Here is a 20,502-nt window from a genome sequence, read left to right as displayed (position 1 = left end):
TTACCAACTAATTCCATTTATTCTCAGATATTATTGAACAATAAAACACAATTTTTAGATTAATTTAGAATACTAATCACCACAACTGAAAATCGTATTATTTCTTTCCAATACATTCTATTTTATTCCCAAAATCATCTTAATTTCTCCTTATGAAAATAGCTTTTTTTGATTATCCTGTAACTCTAGCTGAACCACCTAAAACTGGGGGGATACGCCTAGTGTCTTATGCCTTGGCGCGACGTTTAGCTCGTGCTGGTCATGAAGTTTTATTCTATGGCTCAAAAGGTCACTATCAAGAATTAGAATATCACGAAGATGGCATTACTTATCACCGCATTCCCGAATCATGGGTTGATAAAATATTAGAACCATTAAACTTTCTTGATATCTGGAATATATCTCATCCTCAAAGACCTTTCTATGCCTCTAAATTATTTTATTGCGAATTTTACCGACAAGTTGCCAAGGATATCCAAGCACAGCAATGTGATGTAATTCATATAAACATTGTTTTTCAATTCGTTCCCCTCATGCGTGCCTATAATCCCCAAGCAAAAATTGTCTTACATATACATAGTGATTTTCTACCATTGTTTGATCCAATAATGGTTAAAAAGCACCTTAAGTCAGTCGATTTAGTAATTGGGTGCAGCGATTATCTAAAAAATCAGGTTCGTAAATATTTGCCTCACATTAATAGCCAAACTTTATATAATGGTGCAGATACTCGTCACTTTGCTCTCCCCGATCATCACAATAGAGAAACCAAAAAAAAAGATATTAAACAAATACTTTTTGTGGGCAGAATCTCACCAGAGAAGGGTATACACGTTTTAATCGATGCCTTTAATAAAGTAGTATCCCGCGATCCACAAGTACAGCTAAAACTTGTCGGTTCAGAAACCGCATTAGTACCGTGGTACACACTTGATAGAAAAGACCCGCAAATTCAGAATATTCTTCCTTATTACCAAGGTAGCTATCGATCGCAATTGCAAGAGCGAATTGCTTCTAACGCAGCCAATTCAGTTTTTTTTCTAGGCAAAGTTCCCCATTTCGAGCTATTTGAGTATTATCAGCAAGCAGATATATTTATTTTTCCATCTGTTTGGAATGAGGCATTTGGAATGCCGATTATCGAAGCAATGTCGATGGGATTGCCTGTTATTGCTACCCGTGGGGGTGCTTTCCCTGAACTGATAGAGGATGGGAAAACAGGGTTATTGGTCGAACGCGGGAATGTGGATGCTTTAGCCGACGCAATGCTACGGCTGCTTTTAGATGACAATCTCAGAATTGCAATGGGAGAACTTGGACAGCAACAAGCAGTTGAAAAGTTTGATTGGGATCATCAGGCGCAAAAGCTATTGCACCAATATCAAGAAATAGACCTCTTGCAAAAATCGTTGAATCACTCCTCCCCAACCCTCCCCTTATGAAGGGGAGGGGGCAATATTTCAAGTTTCCCCCCAATATATCGGGGGGATTAAGGGGGGTCTATTCAACTTATGCAAGAGACTCCATGAACACGGTTCACAACGAAGAAATGAAAATATTTCTTCCCCAGTCCCCATTCCCCAGTCCCTATTTTCAAGTCAGGTCTAATGATTAAAAGTTTGAATAGGCATACACTTAGGAGTTGATCGTGTTAGCAAGTATAGAAAAAACGCCACTGACTATTTTCCGTGAGATGAAACTGTTTATTATTGTTTGGGTGGGACAGCTCATTGCATCTATTGGTACTAGCATCACCGCATTTGCTTTGGATGTTTGGGTTTACAAACAGACAGGTTCTGTCACCCAATTTGCTCTTATTACTCTTTCCAATACTTTACCTTTAATCTTACTTGCACCTGTAGCTGGGTTATTAGTGGATCGCTGGGATCGTAGATGGACAATGATTCTCAGCGATTTATTTGCAACTTTAGCAACAGTGGCGATCGCTGCTTTATTTATCATCGGTCGATTGGAAGTATGGCACATTTACTTAGCCAATACCTTCAGTGCTATCTTCATGGCTTTTCAGATACCAGCTTTCATCGCTTCCATAACCCTACTAGTACCAAAACAGCACCTTGGCCGTGCGAATGGAATGCTGAGTTTCATGAACGGTACGGCGCGGCTTGTGGCACCACCTTTAGGAGGTATCTTGTTAGGGATGATTTCTCTGCAAGGGATTATCGTGCTGCATTTAACTACGGTATTTTTGAGTATTACTCTTTTGTTGCTGGTTCAGTTTCCTAAATGCAGCACTCCTGCTGTTGCAATTGAGGAAAGTTCTTTTCTCAAAGAAACAACTTATGGATTAACCTATTTATTGGCTCGACCAGGACTACTAGGAGTATTAATTATTTCAGCTTATAGCCTTTTTCTTGTAGGATGTGTTCAGGTTATTACTATACCTCTAGTGTTATCTTTTGCTCCCGTAACAGTTTTAGGGACTATTCTTTCACTTTTTGGCGTTGCTATTTTAGCAGGGGGTTTACTGATTGGTATCTGGGGAGGTCTAGAGCGTAATATGAATACGATATATAGCTGTATGTTGCTCACGGGTGTATTTCTTCTTGTTGCCGGTTTGCAAGCTTCTATTTATGTCTTCATTGTCGGCATCTTCTTATTCTTTTTGATCCGACCAATAATTGCTAGTTCAACACAAGCTATTTTTCAGTCGAAAGTAGAACCATTAGTGCAGGGTAGAGTTTTTTCTATTAAAGGAGCGATCGAAGCCGTAGGTTTACCTCTAGGCTATATTACAATAGGCCCTTTGGCAGAAAAGGTGTTTGAACCCTTAATGGCTACTGATGGTTTGTTGGCAGGTAGTATCGGACAAATTATTGGTGTCGGCACAGGTCGTGGTATGGGACTTCTGTGCATCATCATGGGAATTTTAACTATTTTAGCAACTTGTATTACCTACTTCTACCCTCGCCTACGATTTGTGGAAGATGAACTACCTGATGTGATTGATGAAGTTGCGTTGGCTACGTCCGCCGCCGGCATCGCAGCTGTACCAACCTCAGATATCCTCTAAGGTCTGAAAGAATGTCTTACTCAAACTCTTATTTTTTAGTTAACTAAAAGTAAACAAGGTAAGTATGGATGATTTCCCAAAAAGCAATAGCTAAAAAGCTTATCCAGTAAAATTTTCCAGCTATATTTTCCTTTATTTCAGTTATACAGGCATAGAAAATTTTCGACGTACTTATTATAAAATATGCAAGCTCAAGTTCTTCGCAATCAAACCTTAAAAGATACTACTTCTCCATTGTCGGCTTTTAATCGATTTTGGGAGAATGTTAGAGCGATCGCAGGGCCTTATTGGTATCCAACAGAGCCAGGAGATAGAGCATTTTCAGACGTGATTCGCACATGGGCTATGCTCATTCTCTTGATATTATTAATAATCGCGCTCGTAGGCGTAGCTGCCTTCAATACCTTCATTAGTAACTACTTAGTCAATGTGATTATTGAAGAGAAAGATATTACTAAGTTCACTCAAACCTTGTCAATTTACGGTGTTAGTCTGCTCTGCGTAACCTTCTTGGTAGGATTTTCTAAATTTGTCAGAAAAAAAATTGCTCTTGATTGGTACAAATGGCTAAATAATCGGACATTATCAAAATATTTGAGTAAGCGTGCTTATTATAGAATCAATTTTAAATCTGATCTTGATAACCCAGATCAACGTATAGCTCAAGAAATTGAACCCGTTACCAGTAATGCTCTCTCGTTTTCAGCTACTTTCTTAGAAAAAGTGCTGGAAATGACCGCTTTTTTAGTAATTGTTTGGTCAATTTCCCAACAGATCGCTATTGTTATGCTTGTTTATACGGTCATAGGAAATTTGATTGCTATTTATTTAACTCAAGAATTAAATAAGATTAATCAAGAGGAACTTGAACTTAAAGCTGAATATAATTATTCCCTAAACCATGTTCGTAATCATGCTGAATCGATCGCTTTTTTTCAAGGAGAAAAGCAAGAATCAAATATAATTCATCGCCGATTCAATAATCTCCTAAAAAATATTGAACGCAAGATTAATTGGGAGAGAGGTAAGGAAATTTTTAACAGAGGATATCAGGCTATTATCCAAATATTTCCGTTTCTAGTACTTGGGCCATTATATATTAATGGTGAAATTGATTTCGGACAAGTTGGCCAAGCCAGTTTAGCTACTGGTTTGTTTGCTAACGCTATGGCAGATTTAATTAGTGAATTTGGAACTTCAGGAAGATTTTCTAGCTATGTTGAGCGTTTATCTGACTTTTCAGATGCTTTAGAAGAAGTAACTAAGCAACCCAAAAATGTCAGTACTATTAAAATAATAGAAGAAAACCATCTTGCTTTTGAAAATGTCACCTTACAAACGCCCAACTATGAACAGGTAATCGTTGAAGATTTATCATTATCTGTTCAACCGGGGGAAGGTTTATTGATTGTTGGCCCTAGTGGTCGAGGTAAAAGTTCTCTATTGAGAGCGATCGCTGGTTTGTGGAATGCGGGAACTGGTCGTTTGGTGCGACCTCCTTTAGAAGAAGTCTTGTTTTTGCCTCAACGCCCATATATAATTTTGGGAACTTTGCGCGAACAATTGCTCTATCCTAATACCAGTCGTCAAATGACCGACGCAGAACTCAAAGAAGTTTTGCAACAAGTTAACCTGCAAAACTTACTTAGTCGAGTCGATGGCTTTGATACAGAAGTTCCTTGGGAAAATATATTATCGATAGGAGAACAACAACGCCTAGCTTTTGCACGACTGTTAGTTACTCATCCTAGCTTTACTATCTTAGATGAAGCAACGAGTGCTTTAGATTTGGAAAATGAAGGAAGGTTATATCAACAGTTACAAGAGACGAAAACAACATTTATCAGTGTTGGGCATCGAGAAAGCCTGTTTGATTATCATCAATGGGTTTTGGAACTTTCACAAGATTCTAGTTGGCGACTTGTGACCGTGCAGGATTATCGGACTCAAAAAGCAATTGCCACTATTCCTTCCACAAATCCTGAAATAAAAATAGATGATTCGTCTCAAGATAAATCTCTAATTCCATCAGAAACAACCACAGTCACAGGGTTGTCTCATAAAGAAATGAACGAATTAACCGACTATTCCGTTACTACTATTAGAAGTAAGGCAAGCAAAGGGGAAACTATCACTAATAGAGACGGCATTACCTATCGCTATGATAAAAATACTAAGGTATTGAAATGGGTAAGAGTTTAGCCTGGTAACGGGAGCCGCTGTTGCTGTGTGTATGACCTGAGTGCGCAGCACTAGTAGTCTGTCAAGCCAACTTTGCAGGGTGAGAACGTGGGGTATAACCGCTCCATCTTTGTCCGTGCATCAGTGGTTTTGAAGCGCCAATTGACACTGGCAGATACATTATTCCGTTGTTGTTCCCAAGTGGCGATTTCATTCGATAATGTTTGTACATCTTTTATGCGTCGCTCTAAACACTGTCGGGATAAAACAGAGAATTCAATCTCAACTTGATTTAACCAACTGGCATGTTTTGGTGTGTAGTGAAACTCTAATTTTTGGACAATCCGACGAGCTTCTTGTGGCTCAAAAACTTCATACAAAGATGCTGGATTATGTGTGTTCAGGTTATCAACTACTAGACGAATAACATCAGCATCGCGGTGATAAATATTAAAACCATCTAGCTTCCGTGGTTTGGGTGGATGAGGACGGTCATTAAGCGTGCCCTCAATCCCATTTTTGATCAACTTGGCGCGGGTGCGCTCAACTCTCGAGACGCTAACTCGTAGCCTATCTGCGCTCGTGGCATCGGTTTCCCCCTCAGAAGTCATCAGAAGAATGTGGGCACGAGCAATAGTTCTTGCTTTACTCTTACCTGTTTTGATTAGCGATCGCAGATAGGCTACTTCTCCATTACTCAAATTTATTGTATACTTCTTTGCCATAATGCTAACCGTAGCTAATACTTCAATTAGCTTACCAAAACCTGTCAAACCAAGCAAAGTTGGCTTGACAGACTACTAGGGCTAAAATACTTAGTAAATATTTGTTATCCATCGCCGCGAGAAACTGTTTATTTTTGATTACGCATTTGACACGCTTTTCTTGAGTTAAAAGATTGACTGCGATATGGCAATAACCCCAGTGGTTGGGCATTGCCTTGCGTTCCCTATGCAGGTAAGGAAGTTGGGTTATTCCTCATGCCACCTAAATTACAGGTGGGGTCTAAATCCCCATCTGTAACGTAATTACTAATTGTTAATTCATGAAAGTTTGGAATCAAAATTGAAATGTTACCGAACCAATTACAGTAAATGGTTCGCCGAAATCATTACCTCTGACTGGGTTATCACCGACGGTTGCAATGTAATTGGCATCAAATAGATTCTTAAAATTCAAACCAAATCGCCAATTATTACGGCGATAAAACAGCCCTGCATTGGTAACAAAGTAACTATCAGCTTGAAAAGTATTTGGTAATCCACCCTCTCGTGCGCCTACATAGTTAAATCCCAGTCCAAAACCTAACCCCTGTAAATCGCCACTTTGAATTTCATACGTTGTCCACAAACCTGCGCTGTGCCTGGGAATACCTGCTAATCTGCTGCCAATTGAATTTGAATTTGTGTCTTTTGTAACTTCAGCATCCGTGTAAGCGTAGGAGGCAATGATATTCCATCCAGGTAAGATTTCCCCAGTAATATCCAGTTCCACCCCTCGACTTTGTTGTTCACCGACAGCAAGAGAGGAGCCAAAATTAACGGGATCGGCAACAGCAACATTTTGCTTTGTGACATCAAAGTATGACAAGTTTGCGAAAAGTTTGTTTAAGAGCAAATCTGCTTTCACACCGACTTCGTAACCTTCTCCTGTTTCAGGTTCTAAGGGAGAACCACTTACTGTTGTTCCTGTGTTGGGACTGAACGATCGCGAATAGCTAGCGTAGAGTGAAATTTCTGGAATCACTCGATAAAGAATCCCGAATCGAGGCGAGATGGCATCATTGGTTTGCGATTGCTCACTACCATTTGTGTTATTAGTTACTGTCTGATCTATCGTGTCATAGCGAAATCCTGCTACTAAAAACAAGTTATCGAGTAACGTTACCTGATCTTGTAGATAGATACCGAGTCTTTTGGTGTTGCTAGTAGTGTTGAGCAAAATACCTAATGTACTCGGATCGGGTTCAGGACCATAAACAGGATTAAAAATATCAATAGTATCTGTGCCACCAACGCTAGTTTTGCCGCTATCGTCATTATCGTTAAGGTCAACACCTACCAAAAGAGTATGCTTAATGGAACCTGTCGTTAACTTTCCGACTACATTTGTCTGAAGTGAGTAATCTTTTGTGGTGTTTTCCTGATCGGCAAACAAACGAGTCAGTATTCCTGTTGTGCCATCAAAACTGAAAGGCAATGCTAAAGGACTGTAATCGTAGTCGTAAGACATATACCGAAAAGCGTTGCGGATTGTCCAATTTTCGCTAAATTTATGCTCTAAATTGTAGCCAACACTGAGGTAACTATTCTCGATAGTGTCGTTGGGATTATTACTGACGCGACTACGAGGAACGTCAACAATTCCGTTGTTAGAGGCAACAATACCAAAGTCGGCAGGACTATTATCTTTGGTATATTCCAAGTTAAAAGTTAAATTAGTGCGATCGCCTATTTTCCAGGTCACAATCGGTGCTACAAAAAAGCGTTCGAGATCGTTGTCGTAGTTCCGAAAGCTCTCACTATATTGGTATAAAGCATTCAGTCGATAAAGAACCTTGCCATCGGTTGTCAATGGGCCGGAAATATCAAAGCGAGGACGCACAAATGCTTGGCTACCTACTTGTAGTTCAGCTTCATAAAATGGTTCAGCTAGTGGTTGCTTAGAAACTAGGTTAATTACACCCCCTGGATCAATGTCGCCGTAGAGAATAGAAGCTGGTCCTTTGAGGACTTCAACACGCTCCAAGTTGGAAATTTCTGGAAACCCCTGACTTCCGTATACCCTAAAACCATCTCGCAACACAGGGACACTCCCCGAATATGCCTGTGCTCCAAACCCTCGCAAACTAAACCTAATACCTCGATTGTCATTATTTCCCGCAAATGTGACACCACTGACATTACGAAGTGCTTCATCCAAACGAGTGATTTGCTGGTCTTTAATCACCTGTTGAGGAATCACTTGAATAGATGCTGGAATATCCCTGATTGGGGTATCAGTTCTGGTTGCAGACGAAGCATCGGGGACAAAATAATGGTCTTGCTCACCTGTCACCACCAGTTCAATCGGTTCATCAGTTTGTGGCGATGGTTTCTCTGATGGAGTTTGATTCTCTGGTTGTGGTGGAGTGGGCGGCGTTTGTGCCGAAGATGCAACAGGTATCAGTCCGAATATCAAACCTTCATCACTATCAAACAACTCTACAACTGGCACACCTGTTTCACCTGTCACTGTAAGTCGGATAGTATTACTATCTTGATTAGTAACAGTTATTTCACTAATCCCAACAACAGGTTTTTGGGAGCGAAATGTGAATGCATCGCCATTGGGTAGACGTAGTTGTGCGTTCGGGATATCAGCAATAAAGTTATTTCCCTCATTGCGATTCGATACTTGCAACTGCTGACCTTTGGAAGTTACTAAAATCACCTCTACACCTTTATCTGTGCCATTGGCCTTGACTGATGTCACTTCAATGATTTCATTTGTAGGCGGCGAGTTTAGTGTTGGTGACTGCACAAGTCTATCTGCACTCTTGAGTGGCAAATTTACCTCACTCAGTCGGTGATTTCTATTTGACTCAATAGACTGTCCTGTACTCAATAGGGGTAATTGTTGATTAGTATTTGCAATTATCCTATTTGTGTAGCTAGATACCTGTCTCTCTTCTGCATTAGCAGAATTTGTCAATAAGAGCCAAGCAGAACCTGTCAGTAACAAAAATTGAAGTAATAGCCGCAGTTTCATTTGTTCACCCACACTCTTTTTCCCGTTTGCTGTAATCAAGCGGGGAAAATTTAATAAAAAATATTCTCAATACTTATAATTTCATATAGATGGACTTTATTAAAAAAAATTTTTATTAAAATTTAAGGAATACAGCTGACTCAGAGCGGCTACATCATACCAATAATAGTAGTAATTCTCATATTGGTGGTTGTTTGACTGTCACTTGAAAAACTCCAAATCGAATTGAGTCAACGACTGGGCAGATTCTCATTGTCTTAGGCGGGGCTTGTTAGTGCTGAAGATAACAAGCAATAGAAATATTTTTATCTCCAGATAAATGATAAACTATATCATTTATTTTTAGCAGCATACTGAAACTTGCGATGTTTGTGAAGCATGATGCAGTGCAACGCAAGAAAACTTGAGAATTTCGCAGATGTAGCTTATCTCTCACCACTGGATAAAACCCAGGCTAGCGATCGCTCTGCCTAGCTTATTGATAAATAATTTCTATCTTCTGGTCGCTGTTACCATATATTTAATTATATTGTTGCAAGCTAGATACTGCTGAAATAGCCTATTCTTAGACCTTTTTGCTCATTAGAGAATTTTCTTTACTACATAGAACTTGAAATTAGGGCTTGCTAAGAGATGATTTCTGTAATAAGCTACTCAAAGTTAATGAAAATCTTTCCTATATACAGTGAAACTTGATTTAGTTTTTCAACCACAGATGTTCTAAAAAAGAGTTTTAATACAAACTCAAGCGAATAACGTGCAAATTTGCACTAAAAAGGACATGAAATATTTGTAAAACTGAGTGAAATCAGGACTTTTAAAACAACCTGTGAGTGACACTTGGATTCAAAAACTTCTCCTTTAAAATGCAAATTATTCTCATTACTAAGTAATCAGCCAGGCTTGATATGAGAATATATCTTAGATAATTAAGAACTGCCATAAATCCTCTAGTTCAAACGCATTGAGAGGTTTTGCTTTATGGATACTCTAAAAGTGATGGAAACTATCAATAAAATACTTACTGATTTAGGTATTACCGAAGAGTTGCTTTATCCAGATGCTTTACTGCGTAAGGATTTACAGCTTGATTCCACTGAAACAGTAGAAGTATCCTTAGAACTCAAACGTCAGTTGGGAGTTAGTGTCAAACTTGAAGGTCGGCAAGATATGACGTTGGCTCAATTTGGTCATCTGGTGCAGGCTGCAATGCTTGTAAATCCTGAGTACAGCGCAACTATATCGAAAAATTTTGGCTAGGCAATGGCTTCCCTCTTCTCTAGTAGAACTGTCAGTATTAAGGGGCTTGGTATTGACATCACACCTATCGAAAGAATTACTAGATTGATTGACCGACACGATCGCGAAACCTTAAATTTACTGTTTACTCTTGGTGAGATCGACCGTTGTCAAGCAGCTAATAATCCCCAACAGGATTATGCAATCTGCTTTGCTACCAAAGAAGCCGTAGGTAAAGCCTTGGGAACTGGATTAGCTGGGATTGGTTGGAATGAAATTGAAGTAGACATCACACACAGCAAATTAATAATTAATTTGCAAGGAGAAGCAAGTATCCAAGCAAAACAACAAGGCATCAGAGAATTATTGGCTACTTGGTGCTATTGGGATCAACACGTACTAGTTCAAGTCCTTGCTCAGTAAACCTCTTGCAAAAGTGCTTTTTGCACTCTTGTGGGAAAAGGGTAAAGGGTAAAGGGTAAAGGGGAAGGGTTAAATACAAAACCTTTACCCTTTGCCCCCTCCTCTTTTCCCGACTTCTGCAAGAAGTCTAGTGAACCATATCAGCCTCACAGGAAAATTGGATGGATAGTATTTCAGAAAAGTTACCAGAGGTCTTTAACGTTGCAGCTTACTTCTTAGAGGGCAACCTAGTACAAGGACGTAGTGACAAAACAGCCTTTTACTATCAAGGTGAGACATACACCTATGGCCAACTGAACAGCTTTGTCCAACGCACAGCTAAACTATTATCTCATCTCGATTTAGAACGGGAAAATCGCATAGCCATTCTCTTATCCGACACTCCAGAATTTGTATTTACTTTTTGGGGTGCTATCTGGTTAGGAGCTATACCTGTTCCGATTAATACTGCTTGTAGTTTGGATGAAATTCAGTATATCCTGCAAAATTCACGCGCCAGACTTTTAGTAACTACCCAAGAGTGGCAAGAAAAACTAGCTCCCATTCAGTCTCAGTTCTTACGCCATACTCTCTTAGCAGATGGTGAAAATCCCTTAATTTCTTTACTAACTCAACAAGAGTCAGCATTACCTTGTGCCGAAACATCCCGTGATGAACCAGCTTTCTGGCTTTACACCTCTGGGAGTACAGGACAGCCTAAAGGTGTGATTCATCTTCATCAAAGTATGGTGGTGTGTGCAGAACAGTATGGAAAAATCATCCTGGGCTTGCATCAAGATGACATCATCTATTCAGTTGCTAAGATGCCCTTTGCCTATGGTTTAGGTAATACTCTCTATATGCCAATGGCTGTTGGTGCAGCATCTATACTATCTGATGCCAATAATGCTTTTGACATCATTACTGATATCCACCACTATCGACCTACAGTCTTGTTTGGTATACCCAGCGCTTATGCAAGTATTCTCAGCGCACATGAAATTTCTCCTTTAGATATTTCCTCTATACGTTTATGTGTATCAGCTGCTGAACAATTGCCTAAAAGTATCTGGCATAAATGGCTTTTGACTTACAATCATGAAATTTGTGAAGGTATTGGCACGACTGAATTTTTGCACATTTTTCTGACTAATCAAGTAGGAAAGTGTAAACCAGGCAGTTCTGGTCGGTCGGTTCCTGGTTACGATGTTCGGGTGATTGACGAAAATGGTTTTCCTTGTAGTGCTGGCGAGATTGGCGACCTTCAAGTGAGTGGAGAAAGCCTGATGTTAGGGTACTGGAACCGACTGCAACAAACGCGAAAAGTTATCTATGGTAAGACGATGCGAACCGGAGATAAATATTTATGCGATGCAGAAGGATATTTCTGGTTTATGGGTCGTCAGGATGACCTTTTTAAAGTTAATGGTCAATGGCTATCACCTTTAGAAATTGAAGATATTTTGCATCAGCATCCGCAAATTTTTGAGGTAGCAGCAGTACCAGAGTCAAACAATGGGGAAGAGTTGATTCAGGTAGTTGTTTATGTCAGCCTCAAACCGGGAGAAAAGCCTTCGCCGGAAGTAGAGGATAGTATTCGGAAGTTTGCTAAACGGCGATTACCTCATTTTAAGGCTCCAAAAAAAGTTTACTTTTTAGAAAAATTACCACGCACCTCGACTGGTAAAATTAATCGCAAAATATTAGGTAAAAAGCATACTTTAGCGACAAAAGCAATTAATTAACTAATCACTTACAAGGATGAAATAGATGGTAACGGAGTTAAAGACCGAAATAAAGTATCAAGAAGCATTTGTTCCTGGACAAAGAGAACCCATCGTCATCCTCAAGAACCTACTAGAAGCTGGAATTATTACAAAATATGTCATGTATGAAGGTAAAAATGAGGTTCGTATTGCTGGTAATGAGTTATTTAGGGTGGCGGTAAACCAAGATTTTGTCTCGATTAACGGTTCAGATAATTCTGACTGTGAGCCAGTTATCGATCCTTTAAAGCAAGTAGAGAATCTACTCAAGTCTTTGAATGTTGAAAATTGGACAGCTTATGGTTATATAGCGTTTGATATAGCTCGTTTTTACTCTTCATACTCTAAAGCAATCCCGCAAGAACTGCTTTATTTTATGATTCCAGAAACTGAAATTCACTGTACAGTAGAAGGAGTCCATATCAAAACTACTAAGTCATTAGAACAAATAAAAAGTCAACTATTTATTGATAATCAACTGCCAAACTATACACCAGTATCTTTGGAATTAGATTTTAGCGATCGCGAAGTTTATCAAAATCGCATTAAGACTCTCATCCAAGCGATTAAAGAAGGTGATTTGCACAAAGCGATAATTTCTCGCTCAGTCAAAGTACCCGGCGATTTAGATGTCATCGGAACTTATGTAGTAGGATCTAGAGCCAATAATGCAGCACGTTCTTATTGTTTAGATACCGGAGATGTGCGTGCAGTTGGCTTTAGCCCGGAAATTCTAATGGAAACCAATGCAGATGGGTCTGTGATCACGAATCCGCTAGCTGCAACTCGCCCTCGTAGTGAAAATCTCCAAGAAGATACACGCTTAAGTGATGAATTATTTACTGATGCTAAAGAAGTGAAAGAACACTCACTCTCAGCCTGGTTAGCACAAAGTGAGATTGCTTCCTTGTGTTTACCAGAAAGTGTACGCATTTTTGACTTTATGGAGGTTAAAAAGTACCGATGTGTACAACATCTATCATCACGAGTAGGTGGTAAACTCAAAATAGGTAATACCTTATGGGATGCTTTGAAGGTATTGTTTCCCGGAATTACAGTCTCTGGGATTGATAAAGAAAAAGCTTTAGAATGGATTAATCGCTTGGAAGACGAGCCAAGAGGGATCTATGCTGGTGGTATTGGTTGGGTAGATAGCAATGGTTCATCAGATATTGCGATCGCTATTCGCTCAGTTTATCAATACGGAAATACTATTCACTTAAATGCTGGCGCTGGTATTGTGGCTGAATCAGTTCCAGAAAAAGAGTACATCGAGTCTGTCAACAAAATGAATACGATGTTGACCAATTTAGTTTTGCAGCCTGAAACCAAGTTAATCTGATGTTTACAATTGAGTCTGAAATACCTGTAAACCTGCTCACCTTTGAGCCTGATGCTCTCAAAGTCATTGGTCATAGTATTAATATCGTGACTATAAGTTCTATTAAAAAACTCATAGAACCAGCAGGTAGGTCTTTTGAGATGCAATGGTTTACAGAACGTGAGTTGAGTGCATCTGGATTTGGTAATCATCGTATTCAGTATTTGGCTGGTCGTTTCTGCGTCAAAAAAGCTGTACTTCAAATCCTTGGCGTTGAATATAACCAAGATTGTTTCTGGCTGGATTTGGAAGTACAACGATTATCAACAGGTAAACCAGCAATATTGCTAGATGGCAAATGTCAAGAAATTGCAGTAGCACTTGGAATTACCAAATGGTTAGTTAGCATCAGCCATGTATCATCTTATGCAACGGCAAGTGCGATCGCTCTCTAAGTAAAAGGCAGGACGTAGGACTTCTTGAATTTTGAATTGATTTGTTCCCTATTCCCTTTTTCAAATGATTAACCTTTCAGTAGGTATTCGCGCACTTGCAGTTAGCTTTCCCGATATCATTCGGAGAAATGAATACTGGCAAAACAAGTATCCCGATCTATTTACACAAACAAAACTCCGAAACCCAAGGAGGTCTAAATCCGATGACTTGACTACCGACAACAATGGACTGGACATTTGGTCAATAGCAGTAGCACCATACTTATCAGACCCCTTTCGAGGTAATATTGAACGACGGGTGCTTAGTTCTCAAGAGTCATCCCTAACGTTAGAATATCGCGCCGCCAAAGATGCTCTAGAGGCTGCAAAACTTGCTCCCAGTGAAGTTGGACTCATGATTGTCGCTTCGCTTTTCTCCGAACAAGTCGGGACTGGAAATGCTATTTATTTAGCCGAACAATTAAAACTATGCTGCCCTGCATGGAATTTGGAGTCAACTTGCTCTAGTGCTTTAGTGGCACTTGAAAATGCTCGCGCTCTGGTACAAACTGGAACCTATCGTAACGTACTAGTAGTTATCTCTCAGATTGGATCTAATGCTGTAGATGAAGCAGACACACTCTCATGGTCAATGGGTGATGGTGCTGGAGCCTTTGTGGTTGATTTGCTTAAACCTAATCAGGGAATTCTGGGTACTAAAATCGTCAATACGATCGCTACACATGGTGCATACTCATATAAACTGACAACAGATGCACAAGGCAAGCCGCGAATTTGTACTCACACGGGTAACAATGCTAGTATGCTGGCAGAAACAGCAGTAGATTTTGTCCGTAACTGCTGCTACAGTGCAACTGCTGCTGCTGGTGTCACCCTTGATGATATTAATTTTTTTGCATTCAATACTCCTACTGCTTGGTATGTCGATGTTTGTACGCGAGCATTAGGTATCGATAAACAGCGAACAATTAATCTCTACCCGCGATATGCAAATATCGGGCCAGTACTTCCCATCGCCAATTTGTATCATGCAGCAGCAGAGGGAAAAATTAGCGAAAATAGTTTAGTTCTGGTTTATACTAACGGTGCCGCAGCTACTGCCGCAGCAGTTGTTATGCGTTGGGGTGATGTAGCCCTTGGACAAGTTCCAGCCCCCCCAATTAGCGTTAGGTCTGAACCAACAGCAGAAGATTGTCTTTCCCAAGAAAAAGTCTTCACTGCAACACAAGCGACTTTTTCAAAAGCAAAACTGTTGGCTGCTAAACCAGAGCAACAACAGCAAATGCTAGAAACTTATCTTCTGGAATGGTTGGCTGCCTCGCTACAGCTACCTTTAAGCAGCCTTAACACCCAGCAGTCTACTGCTTCATTACTTGATTCTTTAATGGCTATTGAACTCAGGCGCAAAATAGAGGCCAATCTACAAGTGCAAGTGCCTATAGATAAATTTTTAGTTAATAACATAGCTCAACTCGCCGAACTATTACTGAACCAATTAACCTTAGCCAGCCTAACTGTATCAGAAGCGATCGCCTCTGCTGACTTAAATCTAGAAGAAAGAGAAAAATTGAGTTTCTAAACCAGGCAACATTGTTCGCATCATAAAAACCTAAATATCAAGCTAAAATCATGGATTTGCGTTCACTTTTAACCAGTCTCTCTGACAAAGGCGTAAAACTAGCTGCTAATGGAGATTTACTAGATGTTGATGCCCCCAAGGGAGTACTAACTTCAGAATTACGTAACTCATTGGCTGAACATAAATTAGAGATTCTGCGATTTCTGCAAGAGAACAGCATCAGTGCAAGTTTTACGGATTTACCGAAAATTGTACCAGCGCCAAGCGATCGCTACGAACCTTTTCCCCTGACTGATATGCAGCACGCTTTTTGGGTAGGGCGCAATGGAGCGTTGGAGTTAGGTAGTGTATCCAATCATGGTTACTACGAAATTGCCGGTCATGACCTTAACCTAGAACACTTGAACTGGGGACTGCAAAAATTAATTGAACGCCATGATATGTTGCGTGCTGTGGTACGTCCCAATGGACAGCAGCAGATTTTGGAGAAAGTACCTGCTTATGAAATGAAAATTTTAGATTTGCGGGGACAGGATAAGGAATTTGTCAACGCACAACTAGAAGGAGTGCGCGATCGCCTTTCTCATCAAGTGCTACCATCTGACCAGTGGCCTCTATTTGAATTTAGCGCCACACGTTTGGATGAAGGACACGTTCGGCTACACATCAGCTACGATTTGCAAGTATTTGATGCTTGGAGTCTATTTCGTTTATTTGATGAGTGGTTTCAAATCTACCAAAATCCTGATGTAGTATTGCCATCCCTAGAGCTTTCCTTTCGAGATTATGCCTTAGCAGAACAGTCTTTGCAAGAAACAGAATTATACAAGCGATCGCAAAAATATTGGCTCAACCGTCTAGAAAGCATACCTCCAGCCCCAGACTTACCTCTAGCTAAAAATCCCAAAGAACTCAAACAACATCGTTGTAAACGTTATCATTCCCAACTAGAACGAACCCTTTGGCAGCAATTGAAGCAGCGAGCCGCTCAAGTCGGTTTAACTCCCTCTGGTGTCTTGCTGGCTGCTTTCGCCGAAATATTGACACTTTGGGGCAAAAATACCCAATTTACGATTAATTTAGCCCTATTTAATCGCTTGCCGCTACACCAACAAGTAAATGACATCTTAGGAGACTTCACCTCCGTTACTCTGTTGACAGTAGATAACTCTACGCCCGAAGCATTTACTGACCGCTCCCTGCGCTTACAAAAGCAACTTTGGCAAGATTTAGAACATCGCTACTATAGTGGTGTGCGTGTGGTACGAGAACTAGCTCGGCAAAAAGGTACAGGCCCCAGCGCCATGCCAATTGTCTTTACCAGTACTCTCGGTTTTCGCTCCCTTGGCCAAGAAACCTTAACATTCAGTCATTTTGGCGAACTAGTCTATGGCATCAGTCAAGCTTCTCAGGCTTGGATGGATATACAAGTCTGGGAAGAAAAAGAGGAATTGACATTCAACTGGGATGTAGTTGAAGAACTCTTTCCAGAAAATCTTGTCAACGATATGTTTGAGGCTTATTGTCTTTTCCTCAAACAGTTGGCAAATTCTGATTCTGTTTGGTTGGAGAAGACTAGACAATTACTACCTCCAGCCCAATTAGCTCTGCGGGATGCCGTCAATGCCACCACAGCAACACTTCCTGATGAGATGTTGCACACTTTATTTGCAGCCCAAGTGCAGAATCGCAGATTAGAACCTGCGATCATTTCATCTCAGGGTATCCTGACTTATCAAGAACTATACAACCTATCCAATCAACTTGGTCATCGGCTACGCCGTTTGGGAGTTCGTCCCAACGAGCTTGTCGCCATAGTTATGGAGAAAGGATGGGAGCAAATCATCGCAGTGTTGGGAGTTTTAGCTGCTGGAGCCGCCTATTTACCCATTGAGCCAGGATTACCTCAACAGCGACGGGAATATCTATTAGAAAATGGTGAAGTTCAGATTGTTCTGACGCAATCGTGGCTAAATGAAAAACTGGAGTGGCCAGCGAACATTCAACGACTGTGCATAGATACAGAAGAACTCGCTGTTGAAAGTCAAGAGCCATTACAGCCAGTTCAGACACCCGATGATTTAGCCTATGTCATTTATACCTCTGGCTCCACTGGTTTACCCAAAGGGGTGATGATTACTCATCGGAATGTTGTGAATGTCGTGATTCACACAAACAAACGCTTTAACGTGAGTTCCACAGACCGGATTTTGGCTCTCACTTCTCTGTCTCATGACTTGTCTGTTTATGACATATTTGGGCTTTTGAGTGCTGGCGGTGCAATTGTCATACCCGACGCCTGTGGTATTAAAGACCCCGATCGCTGGGCTGCTTTGATGGCGCGATCGCAAGTTACACTGTGGAATACTGTACCAGCAATGATGGAGATGTTGGTCAACTATGCCGAACAGCAATCTGTGGAACTACCTAAAAGCTTGCGTTTGGCAATTTTAGGCGGAGATTGGCTACCAGTTTCTCTTCCTCAACGAATCAGAGCTTTAGTCCCAGAAGTACAAATACTCAGTATTGGTGGCCCTACTGAAACTACGATTTGGAATATTGGTTATCTCATAGAAGAAGTCAATCCAACTTGGAAGAGTATTCCTTATGGTCAACCAATGGCTAACTCAAAATACTATATTTTGAAAGAAAGCCTAGAAGATTGCCCTGTTTGGGTTCCAGGTCAGATGTACTGTGCTGGCGTGCAACTGTCCAAAGGCTACTGGCGTAACGAAGAAAAGACCACCGCCAGCTTTATTTCTCATCCTCGTACAGGCGATCGTATTTACCAAACAGGAGACCTTGGTTGCTATCTACCAGACGGCAACATTCAATTTTTAGGACGAATAGATTTCCAAATCAAAATTCGGGGACACCGCATCGAAGCTGGAGAAATTGAAGCAGCTTTGTCACAGCATCCAGCAGTACGTGTTGCTGTTGTTACCGCCGTGGGAGAACAACACCAGAAAAAACAATTATTAGCTTATTTAGTTCCAGAACCAAATCAGGCAGCAGATATTTTTGAAGTGGAAGAGGCACACCCAGCCAAATCTCAGCAAATTTGGCAATCTGTTGTGGAAGCCGGTCAAAAACAAGCTCAACAAGTTATCTGGGAAGCAAGTGGAGAAAATGTCTTAGATTTATTACAAACTTTAGGACATTTGCACACTAACTCTGTCTGTCAAGCATTTAAAAAACTCGGAGTTTTTAACTCTGTTGGCGAGAAATACGATCTAGATCAATTAATTTCTCAGTGTGGGATTGCGCCTCGCTATCGACATTGGTTGTATCGAGCATTAACAGCACTAGTAAAAGCAGGTTGGTTAGAGCAAGAAGGTGAGATATTCACTAGTTCTGTTGCTTTACCAGAAGTGAGTTTATCAGAGTTACAAATCCAAGGACGAGCAAAACTGGCTGAAGTTCTGTTGTTTAATGATTCTGAAAGTAGTTGGCTTGATTTTGCCTCAGAAAATTTGGCAGATATTATTACTGAGAAAATTAAAGCAGCCGAAATATATGCTAGTAAATACTTGCCCTTAATTTACCAAAAGCTATTTCCTTACTGTAATTACATTGTTGGGGAAATCATGAAATCAGTGGTGCAAAATCGGTTGTCAGGAAAACCACTGCGGATTTTAGAAGTTGGTGCAGGTCTGGGTGTAACGACGATTCATATATTACCGGAATTACCATTAGATACAACTTACATATTTACTGATATTTCCAATTATTTTTTACAAAATGCTAAGAACAATCTTGCTCAATATCCATTTATCAGCTACAATTTATATGATTTAGAAAAAACTCCTCAAGAACAAGGTTATGAGCTTCATAGTTTTGATGTAGTGATTGCATCGGCTGTGTTGCACGACACTCGTTACATTACTCAAACTTTAGATAATATCAAATCTTTGTTGGCTCCTGCGGGTTTATTGGTAATAGTCGAAATAACTAAATTTCAACAGTTTTTCGATTTAAATATGGGATTGCAGCAGGGATTTGATGTTTTTGAAGATCATGATTTACGGCAAGTTCATCCGTTGATTTCAGGATCAGAATGGCAAACAATGTTGGCTCATTCTGGATTTCAAGATAGCGTACTTCTAACTAGACCTAATTCTGTATCTGAATGCATTGGTTTTGAAGTTGTACTTGCTCAAGCACCGTTATCTGTGAAGAGGTTTAAAGCAAGTAATTTACAAAAATACTTACAGCAGAAACTGCCAGATTATATGGTACCTTCTGCATATACGAGCTTGGAAAAACTACCTCTGTCTGCAAATGGTAAAATAGACCGTAGTCAACTGCAAAAGCAAAAAAGTTTGCTGCAAAGTTCAGATAGTTATATAGCACCAGAGACTGAGATTGAGCAAACTGTTGCTGGTGTTTGGCAAAAAGTCTTGGAATTAGAAAAGGTTGGCATTAACGATAACTTTTTTGATGTGGGTGGTGATTCTTTGCTCATCACAAAAATTTACAGTTATCTGAAAGAAGTTTTACCTGAAGAAATGCTAGATATTTCAATGGTAGATTTGTTTAAATACTCAACAATTAAGAGTTTGGCTAATCATTTAAGCCAAGAGAAACCAAGAATTTCTTTACAGCAACAAAGTACGGAATTAGAGAAAGAATTAAAAGCAGGAAAAAATCGGCTAAAACAACGGTTCCAAAGGTCAATCATTACTAATTCGTAGTTCGTAATACTTCGCCTACGCGGTAGTTGAGCGTAGTCGAAACTCAGTACAAGTTCGTAATTCATAATTACATTTGTACAA

The 20,502-nt window shown here is 40.1% G+C and carries 12 protein-coding genes and 2 pseudogenes; 10 read left to right on the top strand and 4 right to left on the bottom strand.

Features of this window, described 5'->3' with window-relative positions; translation table 11 throughout:
* Positions 1-152 precede the first annotated feature (152 nt).
* From ACFG4S_RS13475 to ACFG4S_RS13465, 3 genes are all read left to right on the top strand, one after another.
* Complete coding sequence (locus ACFG4S_RS13475) at positions 153-1,442, top strand: glycosyltransferase family 4 protein (RefSeq protein WP_392535278.1); 1,290 nt, start codon at positions 153-155, stop codon at positions 1,440-1,442.
* Positions 1,443-1,648: 206 nt separating this feature from the next.
* Positions 1,649-3,034, top strand: coding sequence for an MFS transporter (locus ACFG4S_RS13470; protein WP_392535277.1), 1,386 nt, complete (start codon positions 1,649-1,651; stop codon positions 3,032-3,034).
* Between the two features lie 183 nt (positions 3,035-3,217).
* Positions 3,218-5,236, top strand: a complete 2,019-nt coding sequence (locus ACFG4S_RS13465; RefSeq protein WP_392535276.1) for an ABC transporter ATP-binding protein/permease — start codon at positions 3,218-3,220, stop codon at positions 5,234-5,236.
* A 50-nt stretch (positions 5,237-5,286) separates the two neighbouring features.
* On the opposite strand, the pseudogene ACFG4S_RS13460 reads toward ACFG4S_RS13465, so the two are convergent.
* From ACFG4S_RS13460 to ACFG4S_RS13445, 4 genes and pseudogenes are all read right to left on the bottom strand, one after another.
* A pseudogene (locus ACFG4S_RS13460) lies at positions 5,287-5,652 on the bottom strand (transposase); the annotation flags it as partial.
* Positions 5,653-5,775: 123 nt separating this feature from the next.
* A pseudogene (locus ACFG4S_RS13455) lies at positions 5,776-5,826 on the bottom strand (hypothetical protein); the annotation flags it as partial.
* Positions 5,827-5,971: 145 nt separating this feature from the next.
* Positions 5,972-6,151 (bottom strand): hypothetical protein, encoded by a 180-nt coding sequence (locus tag ACFG4S_RS13450; protein ID WP_392535275.1) that lies wholly within the window; start codon positions 6,149-6,151, stop codon positions 5,972-5,974.
* Between the two features lie 123 nt (positions 6,152-6,274).
* Positions 6,275-8,977 (bottom strand): TonB-dependent siderophore receptor, encoded by a 2,703-nt coding sequence (locus tag ACFG4S_RS13445; protein ID WP_392535274.1) that lies wholly within the window; start codon positions 8,975-8,977, stop codon positions 6,275-6,277.
* 969 nt (positions 8,978-9,946) lie between these two features.
* On the opposite strand from ACFG4S_RS13445, the gene ACFG4S_RS13440 reads away from it, so the two are divergent.
* The 7 genes from ACFG4S_RS13440 (at position 9,947) to ACFG4S_RS13410 (ending at position 20,421) form a co-directional block, all read left to right on the top strand.
* Positions 9,947-10,225: an acyl carrier protein gene (locus ACFG4S_RS13440; RefSeq protein WP_392535273.1), complete on the top strand. Its 279-nt coding sequence runs from the start codon at positions 9,947-9,949 to the stop codon at positions 10,223-10,225.
* A gap of 3 nt (positions 10,226-10,228) precedes the next feature.
* A complete protein-coding gene (locus ACFG4S_RS13435) occupies positions 10,229-10,627 on the top strand; it encodes a holo-ACP synthase (RefSeq protein ID WP_392535272.1) in 399 nt (132 codons plus the stop codon).
* A gap of 161 nt (positions 10,628-10,788) precedes the next feature.
* A complete protein-coding gene (locus ACFG4S_RS13430; protein ID WP_392535271.1) occupies positions 10,789-12,351 on the top strand; it encodes a benzoate-CoA ligase family protein in 1,563 nt (520 codons plus the stop codon).
* A 25-nt stretch (positions 12,352-12,376) separates the two neighbouring features.
* A complete protein-coding gene (locus ACFG4S_RS13425; protein WP_392535270.1) occupies positions 12,377-13,714 on the top strand; it encodes an anthranilate synthase component I family protein in 1,338 nt (445 codons plus the stop codon).
* Positions 13,714-14,148 (top strand): holo-ACP synthase, encoded by a 435-nt coding sequence (locus ACFG4S_RS13420; protein WP_392535269.1) that lies wholly within the window; start codon positions 13,714-13,716, stop codon positions 14,146-14,148. Before ACFG4S_RS13425 ends, ACFG4S_RS13420 begins: the two co-directional genes overlap by 1 nt.
* Before the next feature lie 64 nt (positions 14,149-14,212).
* Entirely contained in the window at positions 14,213-15,727 is a 1,515-nt protein-coding gene (locus ACFG4S_RS13415; protein WP_392535268.1) for a 3-oxoacyl-[acyl-carrier-protein] synthase III C-terminal domain-containing protein, read from the top strand.
* A gap of 50 nt (positions 15,728-15,777) precedes the next feature.
* Positions 15,778-20,421: an amino acid adenylation domain-containing protein gene (locus tag ACFG4S_RS13410; RefSeq protein ID WP_392535267.1), complete on the top strand. Its 4,644-nt coding sequence runs from the start codon at positions 15,778-15,780 to the stop codon at positions 20,419-20,421.
* The last annotated feature ends 81 nt before the right edge of the window (positions 20,422-20,502 follow it).

It is taken from the genome of Nostoc sp. C117 (assembly GCF_043099735.1).
Classification (GTDB): Bacteria; Cyanobacteriota; Cyanobacteriia; order Cyanobacteriales; family Nostocaceae; genus Nostoc.
Note: the sequence above shows the minus strand (reverse complement) of the source record. Positions and strands in the feature narration are given on the sequence as shown.

Bases quoted from the DNA above. Each gene is read 5' to 3' on its own strand.
- ACFG4S_RS13440 (WP_392535273.1), top strand. From the start codon at position 9,947: ATGGATACTCTAAAAGTGATGGAAACTATCAATAAAATACTTACTGAT.
- ACFG4S_RS13450 (WP_392535275.1), bottom strand. From the start codon at position 6,151: ATGCCCAACCACTGGGGTTATTGCCATATCGCAGTCAATCTTTTAACT.
- ACFG4S_RS13435 (WP_392535272.1), top strand. From the start codon at position 10,229: ATGGCTTCCCTCTTCTCTAGTAGAACTGTCAGTATTAAGGGGCTTGGT.
- ACFG4S_RS13425 (WP_392535270.1), top strand. From the start codon at position 12,377: ATGGTAACGGAGTTAAAGACCGAAATAAAGTATCAAGAAGCATTTGTT.
- ACFG4S_RS13420 (WP_392535269.1), top strand. From the start codon at position 13,714: ATGTTTACAATTGAGTCTGAAATACCTGTAAACCTGCTCACCTTTGAG.
- ACFG4S_RS13410 (WP_392535267.1), top strand. From the start codon at position 15,778: ATGGATTTGCGTTCACTTTTAACCAGTCTCTCTGACAAAGGCGTAAAA.
- ACFG4S_RS13475 (WP_392535278.1), top strand. From the start codon at position 153: ATGAAAATAGCTTTTTTTGATTATCCTGTAACTCTAGCTGAACCACCT.
- ACFG4S_RS13465 (WP_392535276.1), top strand. From the start codon at position 3,218: ATGCAAGCTCAAGTTCTTCGCAATCAAACCTTAAAAGATACTACTTCT.
- ACFG4S_RS13430 (WP_392535271.1), top strand. From the start codon at position 10,789: ATGGATAGTATTTCAGAAAAGTTACCAGAGGTCTTTAACGTTGCAGCT.
- ACFG4S_RS13415 (WP_392535268.1), top strand. From the start codon at position 14,213: ATGATTAACCTTTCAGTAGGTATTCGCGCACTTGCAGTTAGCTTTCCC.